The 23,253-nt window shown below is 70.7% G+C and carries 18 protein-coding genes; 12 read left to right on the plus strand and 6 right to left on the minus strand.

The genetic code is table 11. The annotated features are described in order from the left end of the window. The first annotated feature begins 161 nt into the window (after positions 1-161). Both ACZ7L5_RS04350 and ACZ7L5_RS04355 read left to right on the plus strand, forming a co-directional pair. Entirely contained in the window at positions 162-569 is a 408-nt protein-coding gene (locus ACZ7L5_RS04350; protein ID WP_383232117.1) for a DUF6278 family protein, read from the plus strand. A gap of 137 nt (positions 570-706) precedes the next feature. After that, positions 707-1,450 carry an amino acid ABC transporter ATP-binding protein gene (locus ACZ7L5_RS04355; protein ID WP_471514259.1) on the plus strand — a complete coding sequence of 248 codons (744 nt, stop codon included), beginning with the start codon at positions 707-709 and terminating at the stop codon, positions 1,448-1,450. Between the two features lie 226 nt (positions 1,451-1,676). On the opposite strand, the gene ACZ7L5_RS04360 is transcribed toward ACZ7L5_RS04355, so the two are convergent. Both ACZ7L5_RS04360 and ACZ7L5_RS04365 read right to left on the minus strand, forming a co-directional pair. Next, positions 1,677-3,245: a CocE/NonD family hydrolase gene (locus tag ACZ7L5_RS04360; protein ID WP_471514261.1), complete on the minus strand. Its 1,569-nt coding sequence runs from the start codon at positions 3,243-3,245 to the stop codon at positions 1,677-1,679. 116 nt (positions 3,246-3,361) lie between these two features. After that, on the minus strand, positions 3,362-4,120 hold the full coding sequence (locus ACZ7L5_RS04365) for a hypothetical protein (protein ID WP_471514263.1): 759 nt from the start codon (positions 4,118-4,120) through the stop codon (positions 3,362-3,364). Positions 4,121-4,237: 117 nt separating this feature from the next. Between ACZ7L5_RS04365 and ggt the strand changes: the two genes are divergently transcribed. After that, entirely contained in the window at positions 4,238-6,031 is a 1,794-nt protein-coding gene (gene ggt / locus ACZ7L5_RS04370) for a gamma-glutamyltransferase (RefSeq protein ID WP_471514265.1), read from the plus strand. Positions 6,032-6,046: 15 nt separating this feature from the next. On the opposite strand, the gene ACZ7L5_RS04375 is transcribed toward ggt, so the two are convergent. Together ACZ7L5_RS04375 and map are read right to left on the minus strand one after the other, a co-directional pair. Next, positions 6,047-8,608: an ATP-dependent Clp protease ATP-binding subunit gene (locus ACZ7L5_RS04375; protein WP_471514267.1), complete on the minus strand. Its 2,562-nt coding sequence runs from the start codon at positions 8,606-8,608 to the stop codon at positions 6,047-6,049. Positions 8,609-8,803: 195 nt separating this feature from the next. Next, positions 8,804-9,571 (minus strand): type I methionyl aminopeptidase, encoded by a 768-nt coding sequence (map, locus tag ACZ7L5_RS04380; protein ID WP_471514269.1) that lies wholly within the window; start codon positions 9,569-9,571, stop codon positions 8,804-8,806. Between the two features lie 32 nt (positions 9,572-9,603). Between map and ACZ7L5_RS04385 the strand changes: the two genes are divergently transcribed. From ACZ7L5_RS04385 to ACZ7L5_RS04425, 9 genes are all read left to right on the plus strand, one after another. After that, the gene (locus ACZ7L5_RS04385) at positions 9,604-9,864 is read left to right on the plus strand and encodes a helix-turn-helix domain-containing protein (RefSeq protein WP_363045660.1); all 261 of its coding nucleotides are present in this window, start codon (positions 9,604-9,606) and stop codon (positions 9,862-9,864) included. Between the two features lie 158 nt (positions 9,865-10,022). Continuing rightward, positions 10,023-12,059, plus strand: a complete 2,037-nt coding sequence (locus tag ACZ7L5_RS04390) for a hypothetical protein (protein WP_471514271.1) — start codon at positions 10,023-10,025, stop codon at positions 12,057-12,059. Between the two features lie 230 nt (positions 12,060-12,289). Continuing rightward, the gene (locus ACZ7L5_RS04395) at positions 12,290-13,132 is read left to right on the plus strand and encodes a nitrilase-related carbon-nitrogen hydrolase (protein WP_471514273.1); all 843 of its coding nucleotides are present in this window, start codon (positions 12,290-12,292) and stop codon (positions 13,130-13,132) included. Beyond that, entirely contained in the window at positions 13,129-14,412 is a 1,284-nt protein-coding gene (locus ACZ7L5_RS04400) for an aspartate aminotransferase family protein (RefSeq protein WP_471514275.1), read from the plus strand. The genes ACZ7L5_RS04395 and ACZ7L5_RS04400 overlap by 4 nt, the downstream gene beginning before the upstream one ends. A gap of 49 nt (positions 14,413-14,461) precedes the next feature. Further along, the gene (locus tag ACZ7L5_RS04405) at positions 14,462-16,054 is read left to right on the plus strand and encodes a PucR family transcriptional regulator (RefSeq protein WP_467483510.1); all 1,593 of its coding nucleotides are present in this window, start codon (positions 14,462-14,464) and stop codon (positions 16,052-16,054) included. Between the two features lie 155 nt (positions 16,055-16,209). Further along, positions 16,210-17,052: a nitrilase-related carbon-nitrogen hydrolase gene (locus ACZ7L5_RS04410; RefSeq protein ID WP_471514277.1), complete on the plus strand. Its 843-nt coding sequence runs from the start codon at positions 16,210-16,212 to the stop codon at positions 17,050-17,052. A gap of 121 nt (positions 17,053-17,173) precedes the next feature. Further along, positions 17,174-18,577: a dihydropyrimidinase gene (gene hydA / locus ACZ7L5_RS04415; RefSeq protein ID WP_471514279.1), complete on the plus strand. Its 1,404-nt coding sequence runs from the start codon at positions 17,174-17,176 to the stop codon at positions 18,575-18,577. An 11-nt stretch (positions 18,578-18,588) separates the two neighbouring features. Continuing rightward, positions 18,589-19,611 carry a TIGR03842 family LLM class F420-dependent oxidoreductase gene (locus tag ACZ7L5_RS04420; RefSeq protein ID WP_471514281.1) on the plus strand — a complete coding sequence of 341 codons (1,023 nt, stop codon included), beginning with the start codon at positions 18,589-18,591 and terminating at the stop codon, positions 19,609-19,611. Positions 19,612-19,754: 143 nt separating this feature from the next. Then, positions 19,755-21,302: an NCS1 family nucleobase:cation symporter-1 gene (locus tag ACZ7L5_RS04425; RefSeq protein WP_471514283.1), complete on the plus strand. Its 1,548-nt coding sequence runs from the start codon at positions 19,755-19,757 to the stop codon at positions 21,300-21,302. A gap of 14 nt (positions 21,303-21,316) precedes the next feature. On the opposite strand, the gene ACZ7L5_RS04430 is transcribed toward ACZ7L5_RS04425, so the two are convergent. Together ACZ7L5_RS04430 and ACZ7L5_RS04435 are read right to left on the minus strand one after the other, a co-directional pair. Then, positions 21,317-21,979, minus strand: a complete 663-nt coding sequence (locus ACZ7L5_RS04430) for a hypothetical protein (RefSeq protein WP_471514284.1) — start codon at positions 21,977-21,979, stop codon at positions 21,317-21,319. A gap of 140 nt (positions 21,980-22,119) precedes the next feature. Beyond that, positions 22,120-23,148 carry a carboxymuconolactone decarboxylase family protein gene (locus ACZ7L5_RS04435; protein WP_471514286.1) on the minus strand — a complete coding sequence of 343 codons (1,029 nt, stop codon included), beginning with the start codon at positions 23,146-23,148 and terminating at the stop codon, positions 22,120-22,122. Between the last annotated feature and the right edge of the window lie 105 nt (positions 23,149-23,253).

Consider the following 23,253-nt stretch of genomic DNA (forward strand, 5'->3'; position numbering starts at 1 on the left):
TTCGCCTGAGACGTTCGGACGAGACGCAAGGCGCACCGAGAAGTTAGAGAGGCACCCGTGACCCGTCAACGCGCCATGCCCGAACTCGGCGTGAACTCGACCGGAATCGGCGGCCAGCGCGCCTGTGGTGCGTTCGGCAGGGCGAATGACACGCTGGGCGTATGAAGATCCCTTTTCTGGGCCACCGGCGCGAGAAGCGCGGGGCCCCCGACCCCGAGGGCATCGCCGAACTCCTTGCCGAATGTGAACTCCTGCGTTCCCATGCGTCCCGGGCGGGGGTCGAACTCGACGACACCACTGCCTCGTTGGAGGCGGTCGACCAGTTGGTACCGCGCTGGCGGGAGGACGCGGAGATCCTGCCCTGGCTGGGCAATGACGCCGGTCTGTATCTCGGCACCGTCATCGTGCGCACCGTGCCCGGAGCCGCGTGGAAGATCCGGCCGGACGGTCAGCCGGTCGTACGTCTCGCGTCCGGCCGTGAGTTCGACGTCGTGGCCTCGGGGCAGGAGTGGGCCGCGAGCGGGGTGCCCGAGCTGTCGCAGCTGTATGCGGAAGTCGCGGAAGCGTAAGGCTCTGGCCTGGAGTTCGACATAAGTTCGGCGTAAATACGGCTTATGCCCGAAAAGTGCGTGTCGTGTATTAAGTACTCTCTTGCCCGGATAGTTTGCGGAAACCGCTACACAGCTGAGAGTGACTGGGGCTGGGCATGGCTGGCGATCCACTGATCGAGCTGCGTGACGTCAACAAGTACTTCGGGGAATTGCATGTCCTGCACGACATCACCCTCACCGTCGGCAAGGGGGAGGTGGTCGTGGTCATCGGCCCCTCGGGATCGGGGAAGTCGACGCTGTGCCGGGCCATCAACCGACTGGAGACCGTCCAGTCGGGCACGATCAAGCTCGACGGACAGCCGCTGCCCGCCGAGGGGAAGGGTCTCGCCCGGCTGCGCGCCGAAGTCGGCATGGTCTTCCAGTCCTTCAACCTCTTCGCCCACAAGACGGTCCTGCAGAACGTCTCGCTGGGCCAGGTCAAGGTCCGCGGGCGCAAGAAGGACGAGGCCGACAAGCGCTCCCACGAACTCCTGGAGCGCGTCGGCGTGGCCGATCAGGCGGACAAGTACCCCGCGCAGCTCTCCGGCGGCCAGCAGCAGCGCGTGGCCATCGCCCGGGCCCTCGCGATGGAGCCCAAGGCGATGCTGTTCGACGAGCCGACCTCCGCACTCGACCCCGAGATGATCAACGAGGTCCTCGAGGTCATGCGCCAACTCGCCCAGGACGGCATGACGATGATCGTCGTCACCCATGAGATGGGCTTCGCCCGCTCGGCCGCCAACCGCGTGGTGTTCATGGCCGACGGCCGCATCGTCGAGGACCGCAGCCCCGAGGAGTTCTTCACCAACCCCAGCAGCGAGCGCGCCCGGGACTTCCTCTCGAAGATCCTCCATCACTGAGCGGGGAGTACGACCCATGCCGAGAAGAACGGCGTTTGTGGACACCGCAATCCCCTCCGCGTCCGACCTCGACTACGATGTTCCGTCCGTCCCCAAAGCCGTGGTGGTGACCTCGGCCGCGACCAGGGACGCTGCTGCCGGGTGGGGATCCCCCCACGGCCCCTAGCAACAGGGGCAGCAGGGGGCAGCAGTTACAGAGCCATACCCGCCCGGCGCCGGCCGGAGATCACTGCTCGCGCAGTGGAATCGACACGTACGACGGGTCGTTCGCCGGCGAGGAGAAGGTCAGCCGCGCGCCGGACGGGTTGTGCTCGATGTAGAGCGGGTCGACCGTGTCGACGACCAGGGCCAGCCGGTGTCCTGCCGGGACGTCGTAGGCCGTGGAGTACAGCTCCAGGTCGACGCCGAACGGCTTCCCGGGCGTACGTCCGTGGAAGGTGTACGGCGCGTTGCTGACCAGCTTGCCGAGGCCGAGCGGGCCCACGTCGTACAGATAGGCGACGAGGGTGCCGCTCTCCTTGGTCGGAGTGACGGTGGTGTGCAACTTCGCCGTGCCGCGCACGTGCTGGGCCGTGGCGTACTTCTCGGACTGCCACACGCCCGCCCAGAGCCGGGGGAGCAGCGGGATCGAGGCCATCGGGGGCAGCTGGGCCACCTGGTCGAGGATGCTGGACAGGAAGACGACTCCGCCGTCCGCGCCCGAGTTGACGTTCGTGCGGATCGTGGTGCTGCCGCCGAGGGCGATCTTCCTGTTCGTCGCGCCGACCGACTTCCAGTCCGGGTAGCCCTCGTAGCCCCCCGCGGAACGGGACTTGAGCTGGACCGGCAGCTCGCGGTTGATGCCGTTGTCCTCGCCCTTGAGGTAGTGGTCGAACCAGCGCTCGGTGTCCGTCCACACGTCGTTGGGCAGTCCGAACAGGCCGGTCAGCTCGGGGGTCGCGTGATCGCCCGGACGGAACTCCAGACGCTTGGGGCCGGTCAGTTTCTCGTAGAAGTCCGCGTACTGGTTGGGCGGGAAGACCGTGTCGCCCCAGGCGTTGGCCATCATGACCGCGGCGCCGCTCTTGTTGAGTTGATCCACGTATGTTGCGGCCGAACGTTTCTTCCCCCAGTTGATGATGTCCTGTTCCCTGGACAGGTCGGAGGCGTAGAAGTCGTCGAAGATCTGCCGGAGTTCGGCGCTCTGGCGGCCGGTGACCAGGCTCGCGCCGTCCAGCAGCCCGGCGGCCTGGAGGTGCTGGGTGCGGCCGGCGTAGATCGAGCCGATGAGGTCGGCCCAGCCGCTGAGGGCGGCGACCGCCCTGACCCGTTTGTCGTGCGCGGCGGCGAGGAGGCTGATGCCGGCGCCGTACGAGACGCCCGCCATGCCGATGTGCTGCGCGTCGGACGGGGTGTTTGCGAGGGCCCAGTCGATCACCTTGGACGCGTCGGCTATGTCGGGCGGGCCCGCCACTTCTATCTCGCCGCCCGACTGCCAGAAGCCGCGCACGTTGTAACTGACCACGATGTAGCCCGAGTTCGCGAGCTTCTGGGCCTGTGCGAAGTACTCGACCTGGGGCAGGCCCCAACTCGTGGGCATGACGAGCAGCGGGTAGCGGCGCGAGCCGTCGGCGCCGGTCGGCGTGACGACGTTCGCCTTGAGGGTGGTGCCGCCGTCGCCGGTGATGTCGACGAAGCGGACGCCGTTCGGGGCGGCTTGGGCGGCGGGGGCGAGCCCGAGGGCGCTACCGGCGACCAGGGTCGCGGAGACGACGCCCACCGCGGTCGTGCGCAGGGCCTTGCTTTGGTGTCCCACGGGTCACTCCTCACTCGTGTCAGTGCAAAGTGACCCGACGGTAACCGCGGCCCCTTACCGCAAGTAACCCGTCGGTAAGTTACGTGCCAGTAACGATTACCGGAATGTGTTGGACCTCAGGAGGACCGATGGCTATTCCGCGCGGGCGCGGGTGTCGGCAATGGCGCCTGCGCCGCCCGTGTGACGTCCGCGATCAGCTCCACGACATCCGGGCCGTACGCCTGCGAGTTGACCACCTTCAGCAGCAGGACGAAGGAGCCCGTGCCGTGTTTGCGGGTCAGCCGCTCGTGGTTGCGGGCGAGGTAGCGGGTGGCGGCCTGGTTGGTGATCGCGGTCTGCCCGCAGAACAGGAAGACGGGGCGGGGTCCCTGGCTCTCGCCGACGGTGAGCCGGGCGAGCAGCGCGTACTCCTCCTTGCCGACCTCCACCCGGTAGCGCTCGGAGCCGATCTGGAGGGCGCCGCGATCCGGGCCGGGTTCGGCGTCGACGTTCACCCGCACCCCGGGCAGCAGGGAGGCCAGGTGTGCCGTCATGCGGCGGTTCGACGCCGGGCCGCCGACGCAGAACTCGGTGCGCTCCCCGAAACCCTGGCGTGCCGCGTCGTGCGGGATGATCTGGGCGTGGGCGTTGCAGTCCTTGATCAGCGCCGCGAGTTCGAGCAGCGCGAAGACGTCGTATCGCATCACCGTGAGCTCGGGTCCGCCGGCCCCGCGGTTCACCACCAGCAGGGACTCGGCATTGTCGGGCAGCCCGAAAAACGCCTGCTTGCGGCGTAGTTTCCGCTTCCACAGGTATGTACGGGCAAGCCAGCCGAGGGCGGCACTGATGGCCGCCGCGACCACGCCCAGAACGATGTTGCGCACGTCGTCATTCATGGGCGCGCATGGTAGCGGGCCAACGCAAACCGTTGTTCGACACACGGGGCCACGCGCTCCTGACGGGGGCATGGCGATCGATTAGGCTGCGCCAACAGCCCCTGCCTGGAGGTGCGGATGCGTCGCCCTGTCGCGCGGAAACTGTCGGTCCTGGCGGTCTCGGCCGCCGTGCTGTCGGTGGGTGCGGCAGCGCCCCCTGCCGCGCACAGCAGCCCCGAGAAGGTCCCCGTGGCGGTCGGCTACGGCGGCGCCGTGTCGAGCGTCGACGCGGACGCCTCCGCGGCCGGCGTCGAGGTGCTGCGCAAGGGCGGCAACGCCGTCGACGCCGCCGTGGCCACCGCCGCCGCGCTCGGCGTCACCGAGCCCTACTCCGCCGGCGTCGGCGGGGGCGGCTACTTCGTCTACTACGACGCCAAGTCCCGTACGGTCCGGACCATCGACGGCCGCGAGACCGCGCCGCTGAGCGCGGACTCCGACCTGTTCGTGGAGAACGGCAAGGCGATCCCCTTCGCCGAGGCCGTCACCAGCGGCCTGAGCGTCGGCACCCCGGGCACGCCCGCCACCTGGCAGAAGGCGCTCGACAAGTGGGGCAGCAAACGGCTCGCCACCGTGCTGAAGCCCGCCGAGCGGCTGGCCCGGGACGGCTTCACCGTCGACGACACCTTCCGCTCGCAGACCGCCGCGAACGAGACCCGGTTCCGATACTTCCCGGACACCGCCGAGCTGTTCCTGCCGAACGGCGCCCTCCCGGTCGTCGGCTCCACCTTCAGGAACCCCGATCTCGCCCGCACCTACGCGGAGTTGGCGAAGAGGGGCGTCGGCGCGCTCTACCGGGGCGACATCGCCGAGGACATCGTCGACACGGTCAACCACCCGCCCGTGGACCCGGGCTCCGGCTGGAACGCCCGCCCCGGCGACCTCACCGCCAAGGACCTGACCACCTACCGCACCAAGTCGCAGGCGCCCACCAGGACCTCGTACCGCGGACTCGGCGTCTACTCCATGGCGCCCTCCTCCTCCGGCGGCACGACGGTCGGCGAGGCGCTGAACATCCTGGAGAACACGGACCTGTCGAAAGCCAGTAAGGCGCAGTACCTGCACCGCTACATCGAGGCCAGCCGCATCGCCTTCGCCGATCGCGGGCGCTGGGTCGGTGACCCGGCCTTCGAGGACGTACCGACGAAGGACCTGCTGTCGCAGCGGTACGCCGACTCGCGGGAGTGCCTGATCAAGGACGACGCGGTGCTGACCAGCCCGGTCGCGCCGGGCGACCCGCGCAACCCGGCGGCCTGCGGCGCCGGCGGCACGGCGGCCCCGACCACGTACGAGGGCGACAGCACCACCCACCTCACGGTGGCCGACAAGTGGGGCAACGTCGTCTCCTACACGCTCACCATCGAGCAGACCGGCGGCAGCGGAATCACCGTCCCGGGCCGTGGATTCATCCTCAACAACGAGCTGACGGACTTCTCCTTCACGCCCGCCAACCCGGCCGTGCACGACCCGAACCTGCCGGGTCCGGGCAAGCGTCCGCGCTCCTCGATGTCCCCGACCATCGTCCTCGACCGGCACGACAAGCCCGTCGTGGCGCTGGGTTCGCCCGGCGGCGCGACCATCATCACGACCGTGCTGCAGACCCTGACCGGCTTCCTCGACCGCGGACTGCCCCTGGTCGACGCGATCGCCGCGCCCCGCGCCAGCCAGCGCAACGCGGCCCAGACCGAGCTGGAACCCGGGCTCGACAGCGAGTCGAAGGCCCGGCTGGAGGCCATCGGCCACTCCTTCAAGGCCAACCCCGAGATCGGCGCCGCCACCGCTGTGCAGCGGCTGCCGAACGGGAAGTGGCTGGCCGCCGCCGAGACGGTACGGCGCGGCGGCGGCTCGGCGATGGTGGTGCGGCCGGGGTCGTAGCGCCCGCGCCGGGCGTCACAACTCGGGGGCGGGCGGCAGCTCTTCCGCACGGAAGGTGAGCTCTCCGTCCGCCACGTCCACCGTCACCCGGCCGCCCTCGCCGATCCGGCCGTCCAGGAGCAGCCGGGAGAGCTGGTTGTCGACCTCCCGCTGGATCGTGCGGCGCAGCGGCCGGGCGCCGTACTCGGGCTGGTAGCCGCGCTCGGAGAGCCAGTCGACGGCCGCCCCGGTGAAGTCGACCGAGACGCCCTGGGCGTGCAGCAGGCGACGGGTCTTGTCCAGCAGCAGGTTGGTGATCCGCTCCAACTGCTCCGGGGTCAGACGGCGGAAGACGACGACCTCGTCGATGCGGTTGAGGAACTCGGGCCGGAAGTGCTCGCGCAGCGGCCGCAGGACCCGCTCGCTGCGCGCCTGCTCGTCGGCCTCCTCGTCCCCCGCGCCGAATCCGATCCCGGTGCCGCCGCGGCCGATGGCCTCCGAACCCAGGTTGCTGGTCATCACGATGACCGTGTTGGTGAAGTCGACCGTGCGGCCCTGGGAGTCGGTCAGCCGGCCGTCGTCCAGGACCTGCAGCAGGATGTTGAAGACGTCGGGGTGGGCCTTCTCGACCTCGTCGAGCAGGAGCAGCGAGTACGGGTGCCGGCGCACCACCTCGGTGAGCTGCCCGGCCTCCTCGTGGCCGACGTACCCGGGCGGGGCGCCGACCAGGCGGCTGACGGTGTGCCGTTCCTGGTACTCGCTCATGTCCAGGCGGACCATCCGCTCCTCGCTGCCGAACAGCGCCTCGGCGAGGGCGCGGGCCAACTCCGTCTTGCCGACGCCGGTCGGGCCGAGGAAGAGGAAGCTGCCGATCGGCCGGTCGGGGCTCGCGAGTCCGGCCCGGGAGCGCAGCACCGCGTCGGAGACCACGCGCACCGCGTCGTTCTGGCCGACGACCCGCTCGTGCAGGTGCTCCTCCAGACCGAGCAGCCGGTCCTTCTCCTCCTCGGTGAGGCTGCTCACCGGGATTCCGGTCTGCCGGGACACGACCTGGGCGATGGCCTCGGCGGTGACCTCCAGATGCTGCCCCTCGTCGGCCTCCTCGTTGTCGGAGGCCTCCGCGATGCGTTGCTTCAACTCGACGATGCGGTCGCGCAGTTGCGTGGCCTGCTCGTACTGCTCGTCGCTGACCGCCTGGTCCTTGTCCCGGTACAGCTGCTCGACCTCGCGCTCCAGGGTCCGTACGTCCGTCCCCTTGCTCCGTGCACCGAGCCGGACCCGGGCGCCCGCCTGGTCGATCAGGTCGATCGCCTTGTCCGGCAGGCGGCGGTCGGTGAGATAGCGGTCGGAGAGCTCCACGGCGGCGACGAGCGCCTCGTCGCTGTAACGGACCTGGTGGTGGGCCTCGTAGCGGTCGCGCAGGCCGCGCAGGATCTCGATCGCGTCGGCGGTGGTCGGCTCGGGGACGAGGATCGGCTGGAAGCGGCGGGAGAGGGCCGCGTCCTTCTCGATCCTGCGGTACTCCTCCAGCGTGGTCGCGCCCACGATGTGCAACTCGCCGCGGGCCAACGCCGGCTTGAGGATGTTCCCGGCGTCCATGGAGCCGCCCTCGCCGCCGCCTCCGGCGCCCACGACGGTGTGCAACTCGTCGATGAAGACGATCAGTTGGTCGGAGTGCGAGCGGATCTCGCCCACGATGTTGTTGAGCCGCTCCTCGAAGTCGCCCCGGTAGCGGGTGCCGGCGACCACACCCGTCAGGTCGAGCGCGACCACCCGGCGGCCGCCGAGGATGTCGGGCACGTCGCCGTCCGCGATCCGCTGCGCCAGGCCCTCCACGATCGCGGTCTTGCCCACGCCCGCGTCGCCGATCAGCACCGGGTTGTTCTTGCCGCGCCGGGAGAGCACCTCGACGGTCTGCTCGATCTCCTCGTCCCGGCCGATCACCGGGTCGATACGGCCCCGGCGCGCCAGGTCGGTGAGGTCGCGGCCGTACTTGTCGAGGGTGGGCGTACCGCTCTCGACGCGCGGTCGCTGGTCGACGCGGGGCCGGTTCTGGGAGCTGTCCGAGGCGTCGGGCGGCATGCCGGGGCCGGACGGGGCGAAGCGGGCCGCGTTCAGGATGTGGCCGGCGGCGGAGTCGGGGTTCGCGGCGAGGGCGCTGAGCACATGCTCCGGGCCGATGTAGCCGGTGCCCCGCGCCCGGGCCAGGTCGTGCGCGTCGAGCAGGGCCCGCTTGGCGGCCGGGGTGAGGGACAGCGACGTCGGCGGCGGGACCTCGCCCGGCGGGTGCTGGACCGGGCCCGACCGCTCGTCGATCTCCGTCGCGAGCGAGTCGGGGTCCGCGCCCGCCCGGGTGAGCAGACTCCGGGTCGGCTCGGCGGACAGCGCGGCGCGCAGCAGGTGCTGGGTGTCCAGGTCGCGGCTGCCGTGCTCGGCGGCGTACTGGGCGGCGCCCTGCACCAGCTCGCGGGCCGGCTGACTGAGCAGGCGGCCGATGTCGATCTGACGGGGGCCGGGGCGCGGGCCGCCGAAGAAGCGGGCGAGGAATTCCCCGAAGGGGTCGTAGTCTTCCGGACCACCAGTGAAGCCGCTGGTCATGGCGTTCCCATCCGGCGTCCCTGCGCGGGCAGGGTCGCCCTCGCTCATCGACGTGCCGGAGTCGGGTAACCCGGGCGCAAGCCGGTTACACCTGGCCGCGTTCGTAGAACACCTTCGCACGATCGGTGGCCGGGGGCACCTTCAGGGAACGGCGCCCGAGGGTCCCCGCCGAGCCGTACCGGCGGGGGCGCCGCCTCAGCGTGCCGTCAGGATCCGGGGCCCCGACTCCGTGATCGCCACCGTGTGCTCCGCGTGGGCGGCACGGGAGCCGTCGTTCGTGCACAGGGTCCAGCCGTCCGGTGCCGCGTGGTAGCCGTCCTCGCCGCCCGCGATGAGCATCGGCTCGATGGCGAGGACCAGGCCGGCCCGCAGCCGCATGCCCCGGCCTGGAGGGCCCTCGTTCGGCACCGACGGGTCCTCGTGCATCTTGCGGCCGATGCCGTGCCCGCCGAAGCCGTCCGGGATGCCGTATCCGGCCGTCCGGCACACCGAACCGATCGCGTGGGCGATGTCGCCGAGACGGTTGCCGACGACGGCCGCCTCGATGCCCGCCGTCAAGGCCCGTTCCGCGGTCTCGATCAGGCGTACGTCGGCCGGGCGCGCGCTGCCGACCGTGAAGCTGATCGCCGAGTCGCCGGTCCAGCCGCCCAGTTCGGCGCCGCAGTCGATGGAGACCAGGTCGCCGTCGCGCAGGCGGTAGCCGGTCGGGATGCCGTGCACGATCGCGTCGTTCACCGAGGCGCAGATGACCGCGGGGAAGGGCACCGGGGCGAAGGAGGGGCGGTAGCCGAGGAAGGGGGAGGTCGCCCCCGCGTCGCGCAGCACCTCGCGCGCCACCTCGTCCAGCTCCAGCAGGGAAACCCCCACGTCGGCGGCCTTGCGTACGGCGGTGAGGGCCTGGCCCACGACCTGACCCGCCTCGTACATCGCATCGATCGACCGGTTCGTCTTCAGCTCCACCATGCCAATTACTATACCGGTATTAGAATGGTCGCATGGTGCGCACCCCTCTCACCCCTGAAGAGCGTGAACGCGGCGAGCGGCTCGGCCGGCTGCTGCGTGAAGCCCGCGGCGGCCGCAGCATGACGGACGTCGCGGCGAGCGCCGGCATCTCCGCGGAGACGCTCCGCAAGATCGAGACCGGCCGGGCGCCGACGCCGGCCTTCTTCACGGTGGCGGCGGTGGCGCATGCCCTCGGCCTGTCGATGGACGAACTGGTCGGGCGCTGCGCGCCGGTTGCCGAAGCGGCCGCCTGAGGTCGCTGCTGACGCTGCGGCCCGAACGGGTGTGCACGTCACGCTCCGGCAGCCTCGGCGTACTCTGCGTCCAGCCGGAAAACTCCCCGTAGCACGCTCGTAACATCACTGGTGTTGCCTAACGGACCGGAGTGCTCCGGTCTGGCGGGAGTTGGGCGATGTCAGTGGATCAACTCCCGGCTCGGATGCGGGAGTTCGTGAACTACCTGGACGGCCTCGTGGCGCGCCTGGACCAGGGCGGCGGCTGGTGCGGGGTGTTCTGGCAGCGTGACCCGGAGGGCATGCAGGCCTGCCTCGACGGACGCGAAGTGCCGCCCTGGGACGTGGTGGAGTCACTCCTGCACGACCTCGCCGGCCAGTACGGCCCCGGCGGCGCCGGCCCCGAGACGGAGCGCGCCCGCGCCCTGCACGCCGGTGCCCTCACCACGTACGACGCCCGGCCCGGCGGCCGTGACGCCCTCGGGGATCGCCTCGACGTCATGCTCCGCGAACAGCGCTACGCCGCCGAACGGCAGGCAGAACTGGGCCGGTTGCTCGCCTCGGCCCCCGACCCCCGCGGTGCCGACACCATCCGCCTGGACCTCGCCTGGGCCCGCGACGACCACGAACGTGCCACCGCTCGATGCGCCGAACTCCGCGCACGGATGGCCGACTCGGACCGCAGGGCGGCGAGGGCGCGGGGGCAGGCGATACGACGGGGCCGGCCGGGGGAGGAGGGCTTCTTCCGGGGCGACGTCGGGTTTGAGGGCGAGGGCTCCGGGGGCGACCGGTTCGGGGCTGAGGGCTCCGGAGGCGGCGGCTCCGAGGGCGAGGGGGCCGGGGGCGGCGGATTCGGTGCCCGCGCCGGGCGCGCGCGGTTCGGAGGCGAAGGGTTCGGGGGCGCCGGCGTCGAGGGAGGCCGGTCCGGAGGTGACGTGTTCGGCGGGGGTGGACCCGGCGGCGGCGCATCCGGACGTGAGGGCGTCGGGGGCGGCGGCCTCCAGGAAGGCGGGCCCGGACGCGATCGGTACGAGGGTGCCGGCGTCTTTGGACCGACCGCGCCCGGAGACGACGGGTTCGGGGACGGCGGGCCCGGAGACAACAGGTTCGGGCGTGACGGCTCCGGACGCGGCCCGTCCGGGGACGGCGGCCCCCGAAGTGACCGGTCCGCCCCTGCAGGCGCGGTCAGCGACGGCCTCGGCGGCGAAGGGCCCGCGGCCGTCGATCATGCGCAGCCGAGCGAGGCCTATTCCTCAGGCGGCGGCCGTCACACCGTGCCGCGTCAGCGCGCCGCGCAGCCGGGAGCCGGGGCGGTGGAGCGTGGGAGGGCGTCCGCGGCGCCGGAGACCTGGGGCGGAGGGCGCGGAGATGCCTCTGCCCGGTCGGCGGCCGAGCCGATGGCTGACGAGGCGCTCCCGGTCGAGGAGCAGGCAGACTCCTCCGTCCGCGAAACCGCCCGGACCGACGAGCGGTCGGCGCCGCGCAAACGCCGTCGAGGCAGCGCCCGCTTCGCCGGGATCGTCGAGGAGGAGGCCGCCCCCGCGGCCGTACCGCCGACCGACCTGACCAGCCTCCCGGCGCCGCCCGTCACCGCCCGCCGCACGCCACGCGGAGCCCGATTCGCCGGTGCCGCCGAGGAAGCGCCCGCGTCCGCGGACCTCCAGCCGCAGGCCGGGCCCGCCGATGCCGGGGAGCGGCGTGCGGTCGCCGGCGTCGTGGAGACGCTGGTGCGGCTGCGCGCTGCGGGGCGTAGTGGTGAGGCGCACGCGCTGCTCGTCGAGGCCGCGTACTGGCCCGCCCGCCGCTTCCCGCTGCTCGCCGCCGAAATGCAGCGCGCCGGTCTCGGAGCCGACTGGGCGACCTTGCTGTGGGAGGCCGCCTCGCTGCCCGCCGAGCGGCTCGTCGCCGCGGCCGACGCACTGACCGCGGCGGGGCGAGCCGACGACGGGGAGCAGATCCTGCGCCAGGGCGTGGGGCGGCCAGCGAACGAGATCGGGCGGGCCGTCGTGGGGCTGGCCGGTGCGGGACGGCACCGCGAGGTCCGTGCCCTGCTCGACGCATACGTCCGCGTCCGCACCCCGGAGGAGGCCGCCCGCAGCGCCGCACCCGACCCGAAGACGCTCGTCCCGCTGCTTCTCGCAGCCGCCCAGGGCGTCTCGGACGAGTGCCAGTGGGATCTCGTCCACGCCCTGCGGGTGGCCGGCTTCACGGCGTGACGCCCTCGGCCCCCGGCGACAGGCGCCCCTGAGCGCCGTCCCCCCTCGCGCACTCCCGTCACACCCACCCCACCGGCCCCATCCATCACCCGCAGGAGTGTGAAACGTGATCGACTCAGCGGGTTAACGACGATGGTCTTGGCAAGGCTGTTCCAGGGGCTTACTTTCGAGCCTCTACGGCCCCCCTCTACGGGCGTAGAGGCTCTGACGTCCCGTCGAAGGAGCAGCTCATGGCCAACGTCGTACGCGCCGCTCTGGTCCAGGCCACCTGGACCGGCGACACCGAGTCCATGGTGGCGAAACACGAGGAGCACGCCCGCGAGGCGGCCCGGCAGGGTGCCAAGATCATCGGCTTCCAGGAAGTCTTCAACGCCCCGTACTTCTGCCAGGTCCAGGAACCCGAGCACTACAGCTGGGCCGAGCCCGTCCCCGACGGGCCGACCGTGCGCCGTATGCAGGAGCTGGCCCGCGAGACCGGGATGGTCGTCGTCGTGCCGGTCTTCGAAGTCGAGGGGGCCGGCTTCTACTACAACACCGCCGCAGTGATCGACGCCGACGGATCCTTCCTCGGCAAGTACCGCAAGCACCACATTCCGCAGGTCAAGGGCTTCTGGGAGAAGTACTACTTCAAGCCCGGCAACATCGGCTGGCCCGTCTTCGACACGGCGGTGGGCAAGGTGGGTGTCTACATCTGCTACGACCGCCACTTCCCGGAGGGCTGGCGGCAACTCGGGCTCAACGGTGCCCAGTTGGTCTACAACCCGTCGGCCACCCACCGCGGGCTCTCCTCCTACCTCTGGCGCCTCGAACAGCCCGCCGCGGCCGTCGCCAACGAGTACTTCGTCGCCGCGATCAACCGGGTCGGTGTGGAGGAGTACGGCGACAACGACTTCTACGGGACGTCGTACTTCGTGGACCCGCGCGGCCAGTTCGTCGGGGAGACCGCGAGCGACAAGGACGAGGAACTCGTCGTCCGTGACCTCGACTTCGACGTGATCGAAGAAGTGCGGCGGCAGTGGGCCTTCTACCGTGACCGACGCCCCGACGCCTACGAAGGGCTGGTGCAGCCGTGACCAAGGACCTGCTGGGACGTCACCGGGCCGTCATGCCGGACTGGCTCGCCCTGTACTACGAGGAGCCGCTGGAGATCACCCACGGCGAGGGCCGCCACGTGTGGGACGCCGCGGGCAACCGGTACCTCGACTTCTTCGGCGGCATCCTGACGACGATGACCGCGCACGCGCTGCCCGAGGTGACGAAGGCGGTCAGCGAACAGGCCGGGCGGATCGTCCACTCCTCGACCCTGTACCTCAACCGGCCGATGGTCGAACTCGCCGAGCGCATCGCCCAGTTGAGCGGCATCCCGGACGCCCGCGTCTTCTTCACCACCTCCGGCACCGAGGCCAACGACACCGCCCTGCTGCTCGCGACGGCCTACCGGCGCAGCAACACGATCCTCGCGATGCGCAACAGCTACCACGGCCGCTCCTTCAGTGCCGTCGGCATCACCGGCAACCGCGGCTGGTCCCCGACCTCGCTGTCCCCGCTCCAGACGCTGTACGTCCACGGCGGGGTGCGCACCCGTGGCCCGTACGCCTCACTCAGTGACGAGGACTTCATCGCCGCCTGCGTCGACGACCTGAAGGACGTCCTCGGCCACACCCGCCCGCCCGCGGCTCTGATCGCCGAGCCCATCCAGGGCGTCGGCGGTTTCACATCCGGGCCCGACGGGCTGTACGCCGCCTTCCGCGAGGTGCTCGCCGAGCGCGAGATCCTGTGGATCGCCGACGAGGTGCAGACCGGCTGGGGCCGCACCGGCGACCACTTCTGGGGCTGGCAGGCGCACGGCCGGTCCGGTCCGCCGGACATGCTGACCTTCGCCAAGGGCATCGGCAACGGCATGTCCATCGGCGGTGTCGTCGCCCGTGGTGAGATCATGAACTGCCTGGACGCCAACAGCATCTCGACCTTCGGCGGCACCCAGATCACCATGGCGGCCGGCCTCGCCAACCTGTCGTACCTGCTGGAACACGACCTCCAGGGCAACGCCCGGCGCGTCGGCGGACTGCTCCTCGAACGGCTGCGGGCCGTCGCGGCGCAGGTGCCGCACGTACGGGAGGTACGCGGCCGGGGCCTGATGCTCGGCATCGAACTCACCCGGCCCGGCACCGACGAGGCCGACCCGGTCGCAGCGTCGGCGGTGCTGGAAGCGGCCCGCGAGGGCGGCCTCCTCATCGGCAAGGGCGGCGGACACAACACCACGTCCCTGCGCGTCGCCCCGCCCCTGTCCCTCACCGTGGCGGAGGCCGAGGAAGGCGCCGCGATTCTCGAGAACGCTCTGAGGAGCATCTAGCAGGAGTCATCTGAGTACCTGTGAGTACCTGAGCAAGGGAAACGCCGCCATGACCATCGCCTCGGAGCCTTGGGAGCCCTTGGAGCCTTCGGAACCCCTGGAACCCGCTCTGTCGGTTCGTCAGGTCCTCACCCTGGAGCGGGTGCTCGCCGGGGAGCCCGAGGTGGTGGCCGGCGCCGGTCAGCTCGACCGGCCGGTGCGCTGGGTGCATGTCGCCGAGGCGCCGGACGTCGGGGTGATGCTCAGCGGCGGCGAGATGGTGCTCACCACCGGGGTGCTGCTCGCCGGGGACGAGGACAAGCAGGCCGAGTACATCCGCTCCCTGCACCGGGCCGAGGCGGCGGCCGTCGTGCTGGGCCTGGGCCGGGCGTTCCCCGCACCGCCGGACGTGATGCGGCGGGCCGCCGAGCGGTGCGGGCTGCCCATGGTCGTCCTGCACCGGCCCTTCCCCTTCGCCGAGCTCACCGAGGAGGTCCAGTCGCGGCTCGTGCGGCGGAAGTTCGCCGCGGTCAGTCTCTCGGAGGCCGTACGGACCGCACTCACCGGACTCATCACCGCGGGCGCCCCGCTGCAACGGCTCCTCGACGAGGTCGCCTCGCACAGCGCCTGCCCCGTCGTCGTCACCAACCTCGCGCACCGCGTCCTCGCCACGGCGGGGGAGCGGTCGGCCGTGGACGACGTGCTGCGCGACTGGGAGCGGATCGCCCGTCAGGCCGGCGGCAGTGAGGGCGACGGCTGGATCCGGGCCGAGCTCGGCGGGCGCGGGGAGCGGTGGGGCCAGATCATGCTGTGTGGCCATCGCGGTGACACCGCCACCGGGCGGCTGCTCGCCGAGCGCGCCGCAGAGGCCCTCGTCCTGCACCGGATGCTCGGCGGCAACTCCGCGCACAGCTGGGAGGAGCAGTCCGCGCAGAGCCTGCTGACCGACCTCGTCAGCGGGGTCGTACCGGCGAGGCAGCTGCTGCCACGTGCGCGAGCCGCCGGTCTGCCGGTCAACCGGCGTACCTTCGTACCGCTGGTCGTGCGGGACTGTGAGCCGGCCCAACTGGAGCGCGTGCTGCGGATGCTGGGCCTGCCCGGGATCGCCGCCGAACTCGCCGACGGGGCGACCGCCGTGCTGCTCAGCCTCGCCCGGGACCAGGACGCCGCCGTGCTCGCCGCGAACTTCGCCGCCCGGGTGCGCTCCGAATCCGGGGCCGAACAGACCGTCGTGGCCGCCGCCGACGCCCGCTGCGGTTGGGACGACGTGCCCGCCGGACTGCGCGAGGCCCAGCATGTCGCCGAAGCCGTCGCCGACTCCTCCGCCGCCCTCGACCTCCCGGCCGTCGTCCGCCTCAAGGACGTCCATCTGCGGGGCCTGATCCGGCTGTTGCGGGACGATCCGCAGGTCCAGTCGTTCGCGGAGCGGGAGTTGGACGGGCTGCTGTGCGCGGCCGACGACGACATGCTGGCCGTACTGCGCACGTATCTCGCGACCGGCCGCAACAAGTCCCGCACCGCACAGCTCCACCATGTCTCGCGGCCCGCGCTCTATCGCCGCCTGGAGGCGATACAGACACGGCTCGGCGTCGACCTCGACGACTTCGAGCAGGCCGCATCCGTGCACATCGCACTCCTCGCCCACGACGCGCAACAAGCTTGAAACCTGCCACGACCTGGGAAAACGGCGGTGAAACATGGGATCACGACAGGGTGACACCGTGGCACGCCGCATGCCCGTAGACGTGACACCGTGCAACTCAAACCGGCGCCCGGGACTTCCTAGCCTTCTCGCACACCGAGCGACCGGAGGTCCCGATGAGCCGAGTGATCCGTGCCGCCCTCTTCCAGACCGCGTGGACGGGCGACAAGGAATCGATGATCCAGGTACACGAGCAGGCGGCCCGCGACGCGGCCGCGCAAGGTGCTCAAGTGCTGTGCTTCCAGGAGCTGTTCTACGGGCCCTACTTCTGCCAGGTCCAGGACAAGGCGTTCTACGAGTACGCCGAGCAGATCCCCGAGGGCTCGACCGTCCGCCGCTTCCAGGCGCTGGCCAAGGAACTGGGCATCGTCCTCGTGCTGCCGATGTACGAGGAGGAGCAGCCCGGAGTCCTCTACAACACCGCCGCAGTGATCGACGCGGACGGCTCCTACCTCGGCAAGTACCGCAAGACCCACATCCCCCAAGTGCAGGGATTCTGGGAGAAGTTCTACTTCCGCCCGGGGAACAGCGGCTGGCCGGTCTTCGAGACGGCCGTAGGGAAGATCGGCGTGTACATCTGCTACGACCGCCACTTCCCGGAAGGCTGGCGGGCGCTCGGCCTGGGCGGCGCCGAGATCGTGTTCAACCCCTCGGCCACCTCCCGCGGGCTCTCCCGCTATCTGTGGCAGCTGGAGCAGCCGGCGGCGGCCGTCGCCAACGAGTACTTCGTGGGCGCGATCAACCGGGTCGGCGTGGAGGATCTCGGCGACAACGACTTCTACGGCACCACGTACTTCGTGGACCCGGAGGCCCAGTTCGTCGGGGAGGTGGCGAGCGACAAGGAGACCGAGCTCGTCGTACGCGACCTGGACCTGGCCAAGCTCCGCGAGGTCCGCGACCGCTGGCAGTTCTACAGGGACCGCGCGCCGGGGGCGTACGGCCCGCTGACAGCACCCTGAAAACGCCGGTAGCGGCAACGCCGCCAAGGGGCGCGGGGCTGCATCGACATGCGGCTCCGCCGCGTGGGCGCGACCAGCCACACACAACCGCCACTTCGACACCGCGAGGAGCGACCACGACATGACCGGCCGAACAGTAATCCGCGGCGGCCTCGTCATCACCGCGTCCGACGAGCTGCACGCCGACGTCCTGATCGAGGACGGCCGTATCGCCGCCCTCGCCGCCGCCGGAACGTCCGCCGCCGAGGCCTGGACGGCCGAGCGGACCATCGACGCCACCGGGAAGTACGTCATCCCGGGCGGCGTCGACGTCCACACCCATATGGAGCTGCCGTTCGGCGGCACCTTCGCCTCCGACACCTTCGAGACCGGCACCCGGGCCGCCGCCTGGGGCGGTACGACCACGATCGTCGACTTCGCCGTGCAGAGCCAGGGCCACTCGCTGCGCGAGGGCCTGGACGCCTGGCACGCCAAGGCGGAGGGCAACTGCGCGATCGACTACGGCTTCCACATGATCGTCTCCGACGTGAACCAGGAGACCCTGAAGGAGATGGACCTGCTGGTGGAGGAGGGCGTGACCTCCTTCAAGCAGTTCATGGCCTACCCCGGCGTCTTCTACTCCGACGACGGCCAGATCCTGCGCGCCATGCAGCGCTCCGCCGAGAACGGCGGCCTGATCATGATGCACGCCGAGAACGGCATCGCGATCGACGTGCTGGTCGAGCAGGCGCTGGCGCGGGGCGAGAGCGATCCCCGCTACCACGGCGAGGTCCGCAAGGCGCTCCTCGAAGCCGAGGCCACCCACCGGGCCATCAGGCTCGCCCAGGTCGCCGGCGCTCCCCTGTACGTCGTGCACGTCTCGGCCACGGAGGCGGTGGCCGAGCTGACGCGGGCGCGCGACGAGGGGCTGAACGTCTTCGGGGAGACCTGCCCGCAGTACCTGTTCCTGTCCACCGACAACCTCGCCGAGCCCAACTTCGAAGGCTCGAAGTACGTGTGCTCGACGCCCCTTCGGCCCAAGGAGCACCAGGCACAGCTGTGGAAGGGGCTCAGGACGAACGACCTCCAGGTCGTCTCCACCGACCACTGCCCCTTCTGCTTCGTCGGCCAGAAGGAACTGGGCCGGGGCGACTTCTCGAAGATCCCCAACGGTCTGCCGGGCGTCGAGAACCGGATGGACCTGCTGCACCAGGCCGTCGTCGACGGTCACATCTCGCGCCGCCGCTGGATCGAGATCGCCTGCGCGACCCCGGCCCGGATGTTCGGCATGTACCCGAAGAAGGGCACCATCGCGCCGGGTGCCGACGCCGACGTCGTGATCTACGACCCGCAGGCCGAGCAGGTCATGTCCGCCGTCACCCACCACATGAACGTCGACTACTCGGCGTACGAGGGCAAGCAGACCACCGGCCGGGTGGAGACGGTCCTCTCGCGCGGCGAACTCGTCATCACCGAGCGGGAGTACACCGGGCGCGCCGGGCACGGCGTCTACACCCCCCGCTCCAACTGTCAGTACCTCAACTAGGAGCGGAGCACATGGACTTCGGACTCGTCCTGCAGACCGACCCCCCGGCCTCGCGGGTCGTCAGCCTGATGAAACGCGCCGAGCGCAGCGGCTTCAGCTACGGCTGGACCTTCGACTCGGCCGTGCTGTGGCAGGAACCGTTCGTCATCTACAGCCAGATCCTCGCCAACACCGAGAATCTGACGGTCGGCCCGATGGTGACCAACCCGGGCACCCGTACCTGGGAGGTCACCGCCTCCACGTTCGCCACCCTCAACGACATGTTCGGCAACCGCACGGTCTGCGGCATCGGCCGCGGCGACTCGGCCATGCGCGTCGCCGGCCGCAAACCCAACACCCTGGCCCGCATCAGCGAGGCCATGAAGGTCATCCGCGCGCTCGGCAGCGGCCAGGAGGCCGACCTCGGCGGTGGCACGGTCGTCAGGTTCCCGTGGATCAAGCCGGACGCCCAACTCCCCGTCTGGATGGCGGCGTACGGCCCGAAGGCCCTGAAGATGACCGGTGAGGAGGCCGACGGGTTCATCTTGCAGCTCTCCGACCTCTATCTGACCGAGTACATGGTCAAGGCGGTGAAGCAGGCCGCGATCGAGGCCGGTCGTGACCCGTCCGAGGTGAAGATCTGCGTCGCCGCGCCGGCGTATGTCACCGAGGACGACTCTCCCGAAAAGCTCGCCCATGCGCGCGAGCAGTGCCGCTGGTTCGGCGGGATGGTCGGCAACCACGTGGCCGACCTGGTGTCGAAATACGGTGAGCACTCCGCCGCCGTGCCCGACGAACTCACCGAGTACATCAAGGCCCGCGAGGGGTACGACTACTCCCACCACGGACGCGCCGACAACCCCGACACCGCGTTCGTTCCCGACGAGATCGTCGACCGGTTCTGCCTGATCGGCCCGGTCGAGAAGCACATCGAGAAACTGAACGCACTGCGTGAGCTGGGCGTCGACCAGTTCGCCGTCTACGACATGCACGACGCGCAGGAAGCCGTGATCGACGCCTACGGTGCGTCGGTCATCCCGGCCATCAACTCCTGATCCCGGCCCGCAACCCGGCGCCACCCGACCCCCCACCCCTTGTCTCCCTCCCCGCGGTCATGGCCTCCCCGCCGCCGTCCTCGGGGAGGGCCCAAGGCCCCCGCGCGGCCTTTCCCGTCCCGTTCTGATCGATTGGCCTGCCCATGACCGAGACAGTCCCCACGGGGGCGCCGATATCCCAGTCCGCCGACGCCGGCGGACGGATCGAGCTCGCCCCCGAGGCATTCCCCGCCGACAGCCCCTTCGCCAACGAGGACCTGCGTCCCGTCCCGGTCGCCGAGCGCAAGTGGACGACGTACAACTTCGCAGCCCTGTGGATCTCCATGGCCCACTGCATCCCCAGCTGGACCCTCGCCTCCGGCCTGGTCGCCCTCGGCATGGACTGGAAGCAGGCCGTCTTCACCATCGCCCTGGCCAACGTCATCGTGCTGCTGCCGATGCTGGCCACCGGGCACGCCGGGCCCAAGTACGGCATCCCGTTCCCGGTGCTGGCGCGGGCCTCCTTCGGGCTGCGGGGCGCCAACATCCCGGCGCTGATCCGGGCGGCCGTGGCCTGCGGCTGGTTCGGCATCCAGACCTGGATCGGCGGCAGCGGCATCTTCGCGCTGGGGTCCAAGCTCACCGGCGGCGGATGGGAGAACGCCGGGAAGATCGCGGGCAATCCATGGCCCCTGTGGCTGTGCTTCCTCCTTTTCTGGGCGCTGCAGATCGCGATCATCTACCGCGGCATGGACTTCCTGCGGCACTTCGAGAACTGGGCCGCGCCCTTCGTGATCGTCGGCGCGCTCGTGCTGCTGGTCTGGATCGCGGTCAAGGCGGACGGGTTCGGCGCGCTGCTCGACCAGCCGTCGAAGCTGGGCTGGGGCCCCGACTTCTGGCCGGTCTTCTTCCCGTCCTTGATGGGGATGATCGGTTTCTGGGCGACCTTGTCCCTCAACATCCCCGACTTCACCCGCTTCGGTGCGAGTCAGAAGGCGCAGACCTGGGGTCAGTCGCTGGGCCTGCCCACCACCATGACCCTGTTCGCGGTCCTCGCCGTCCTCGTCACCTCAGGGTCCGAGGTCGTCTACGGCGAGGCGATCTGGGACCCGGTCACCCTCGCCGCCAAGACCGACAGCACCTTCGGTCTGCTCTTCGCCCTGATCGTCGTCCTCGTCGCGACCGTCTCCGTGAACATCGCGGCGAACGTCGTCTCCCCGGCGTACGACCTGGCGAACCTGGCGCCGAAGCTCATCAACTTCCGTACCGGCGCGCTGATCACCGGTGTCGTCGGCATCCTGATCTTCCCGTGGAAGCTGATCTCCACCCCGGAGTTCTACATCTTCACCTGGCTCGGCGTGGTCGGCGGCCTGCTCGGCACGGTCGCGGGCATCCTGATCGCCGACTACTGGATCGTCCGCCGTACGGTTCTGCATCTCGCGGACCTGTACACGCCCGGCGGGCGCTACTGGTACTCGTCCGGCTGGAACTGGCGCGCGATCCTGGCGTTCCTGGTCGGCGGTGTCCTGGCGGTCGGCGGTTCGTACTCGGGCGTCGGCGCCGACGGTTCGAAGACCGGACCGTTCCCGGCCGACGGACTGATCCCGTTTCTCAAGCCGCTGGCCGACTACGGCTGGGCGGTGGGCCTGGGCGCCTCGCTGGTGCTGTACGTGGTGCTGACGGCCGGCCACAAGGAACGCGTGGAAGCCTGAGCCCCGGAGGACGGTCAGTCCTTCTGACCGTCCTCCAAGGCGGCCACCGCCTCCTTGGCCGCCTTGATCGCGCCCTTGTTGATCTCGGCCGTGGCTGGCGCCTTGTTCGACTCGAAGTCACTGCCGCTGTAGGTGATGGAGACGAGCGCGTTGGCCGCGCGGACCAGCACCACGCCCTCGCGGGTCTGCTGTTCGTCCTCGGTGGTGAGGTTCACGACGGAGTACCCCGCGTCGCCGACACCGGGGACCTCGCCGCCGCCGCTCCTGTCCGCGACACGCTCCTTGTAGGACTTCTCCGCCGCCTCGTCGGACTCCGTGACCTCGTAGGACACGTCCAGCCACCGGTAGTCGAAGCCCTGGAGCGCGTTCCACGAGCAGGTGCGGCGCACCTTCGCGTCCGTGGACGGGATCTCCTTGCCGGCCGTCTTGGCGCCCGGGACGAGCTCCTTGACCGACTTCGAGCTCAGGCTGTCGCAGGGTGCGGGCGCGGCGGCGTACGTCTTCGACACGGCGGCTGTCGCGGGGGCCGAGGGCGACTCGTCCCCGCTCTTCTGCGTCGCCGTGTCCTCGGCGGCCGGTGTCGCGGGTCCGGACGACAGTGCCCAGCCCGCCGCGGCGAGCACGACGACGGGCGACAGGCGCGCGGTGAGGGCGAGCGGCAAGGGAAGAGAACGCACGGCGCACTTTTCGTGGGGGACGGTGCGGAGGGAGTCCGCACTGCGGACGGGACGCCAGTGTCACATGACTCCCTGTGGGGCGGAAGTGCCAACTCGCTCCGTGCTGACGCGGTTACCGCCGGGTCGCCGGTCGGCCGCAATTACGTGGTGGCCTGGGCCACTTGCTCGGCATCCCGGACGATTTGCGAGGAAAGCGAGCTTTCGATGCGGTCCACGGCCGTGAAGGCGCCGTACGCGACGAGATGCACCAGACAGTGGTCGGTGTGCTCCGGCCGGCGCCACGCCCGCACGTCCTCGTCCGTGATGCGGTACGGCGCGAGGGCGGCCAGCAGCGCCAGCCGCGCCCCCGGACGCTCCCTGCGGTCCGGGAACCCGTCGAGAGTGAGCGGCGGATGGGAGCCGTCCCAGTCCTGCAGCGTCGCCTCCACAAGGTCGTGGTCGTCGGCGTCGAGGAGGCCCGCGCCCGACATGGCCGCCCTGAGCAGCGCCGCGTACGCGAGGCCGACGGGCGTCCCGGCCGCCCACGCGGGGGCCTCGCCGGGGTCGATCGGGTCGAGCAGGGGCAGGGACACGCCGGGACGGGCGGGACGGCGTACGGGCCGGGCGAGGGTACGGCCCGCGAGGCTGCGTACCGCCCGGAACCGCTGGACGCCGGCCGGGAGCAGGTTCTCGGTCAGCAGAGCCGACGCGATGCGGTTGATGAAGTGGAAGGTGAGCGCGGTGCCGAGATAGGCGGGGGCGTGCTCGCGCGGGAACGGGTACGGCGTGAGGTCCGCGCCTGGCACGCGCGTGTGCCGTCCCCAGGCCAGCACGCGTGCGTGCTCCTCGTTCTCCGGTTGCTCCCCGCGGGCCAGCCGCTCGGCGAGCGCGTGGTCTCCGGTGGCGTGCAGGAGCACGGTGTGCGCGTCCACGCAGAACGGGCACTTGTTGGCGAGCGACACCCCGAGGGCCGCCAGTTCCTTGCCTCTCCGGCTGCCGGCCCCCGCGATCAGCGACTCGCGCAGCAACGCCCAGGCGGGGGCGAGCAGTCCGGGCGCGGAGGACAGCACCACGAAGGTGACGGGTTCGGCGATGCCGAAGTCGCGGGCGATCTGCCCGTACACCTCGGCGACGGTGCCGGTGGCCGACTTGGGAGGGAGGGGCTCGGTGTAACGGAAGGGTGTGGACATGGGCAGTAGCGTGCGCCGCCGGGGTGGGCCGGGTCGTCGTACCGGTGATGGCAGTCGGCGCTGCGACGGAGGGGCGGGCCGGTGCCGGGCACTACTGCGTGGGGA

Source organism: Streptomyces sp. NPDC107528 (genome assembly GCF_055639295.1).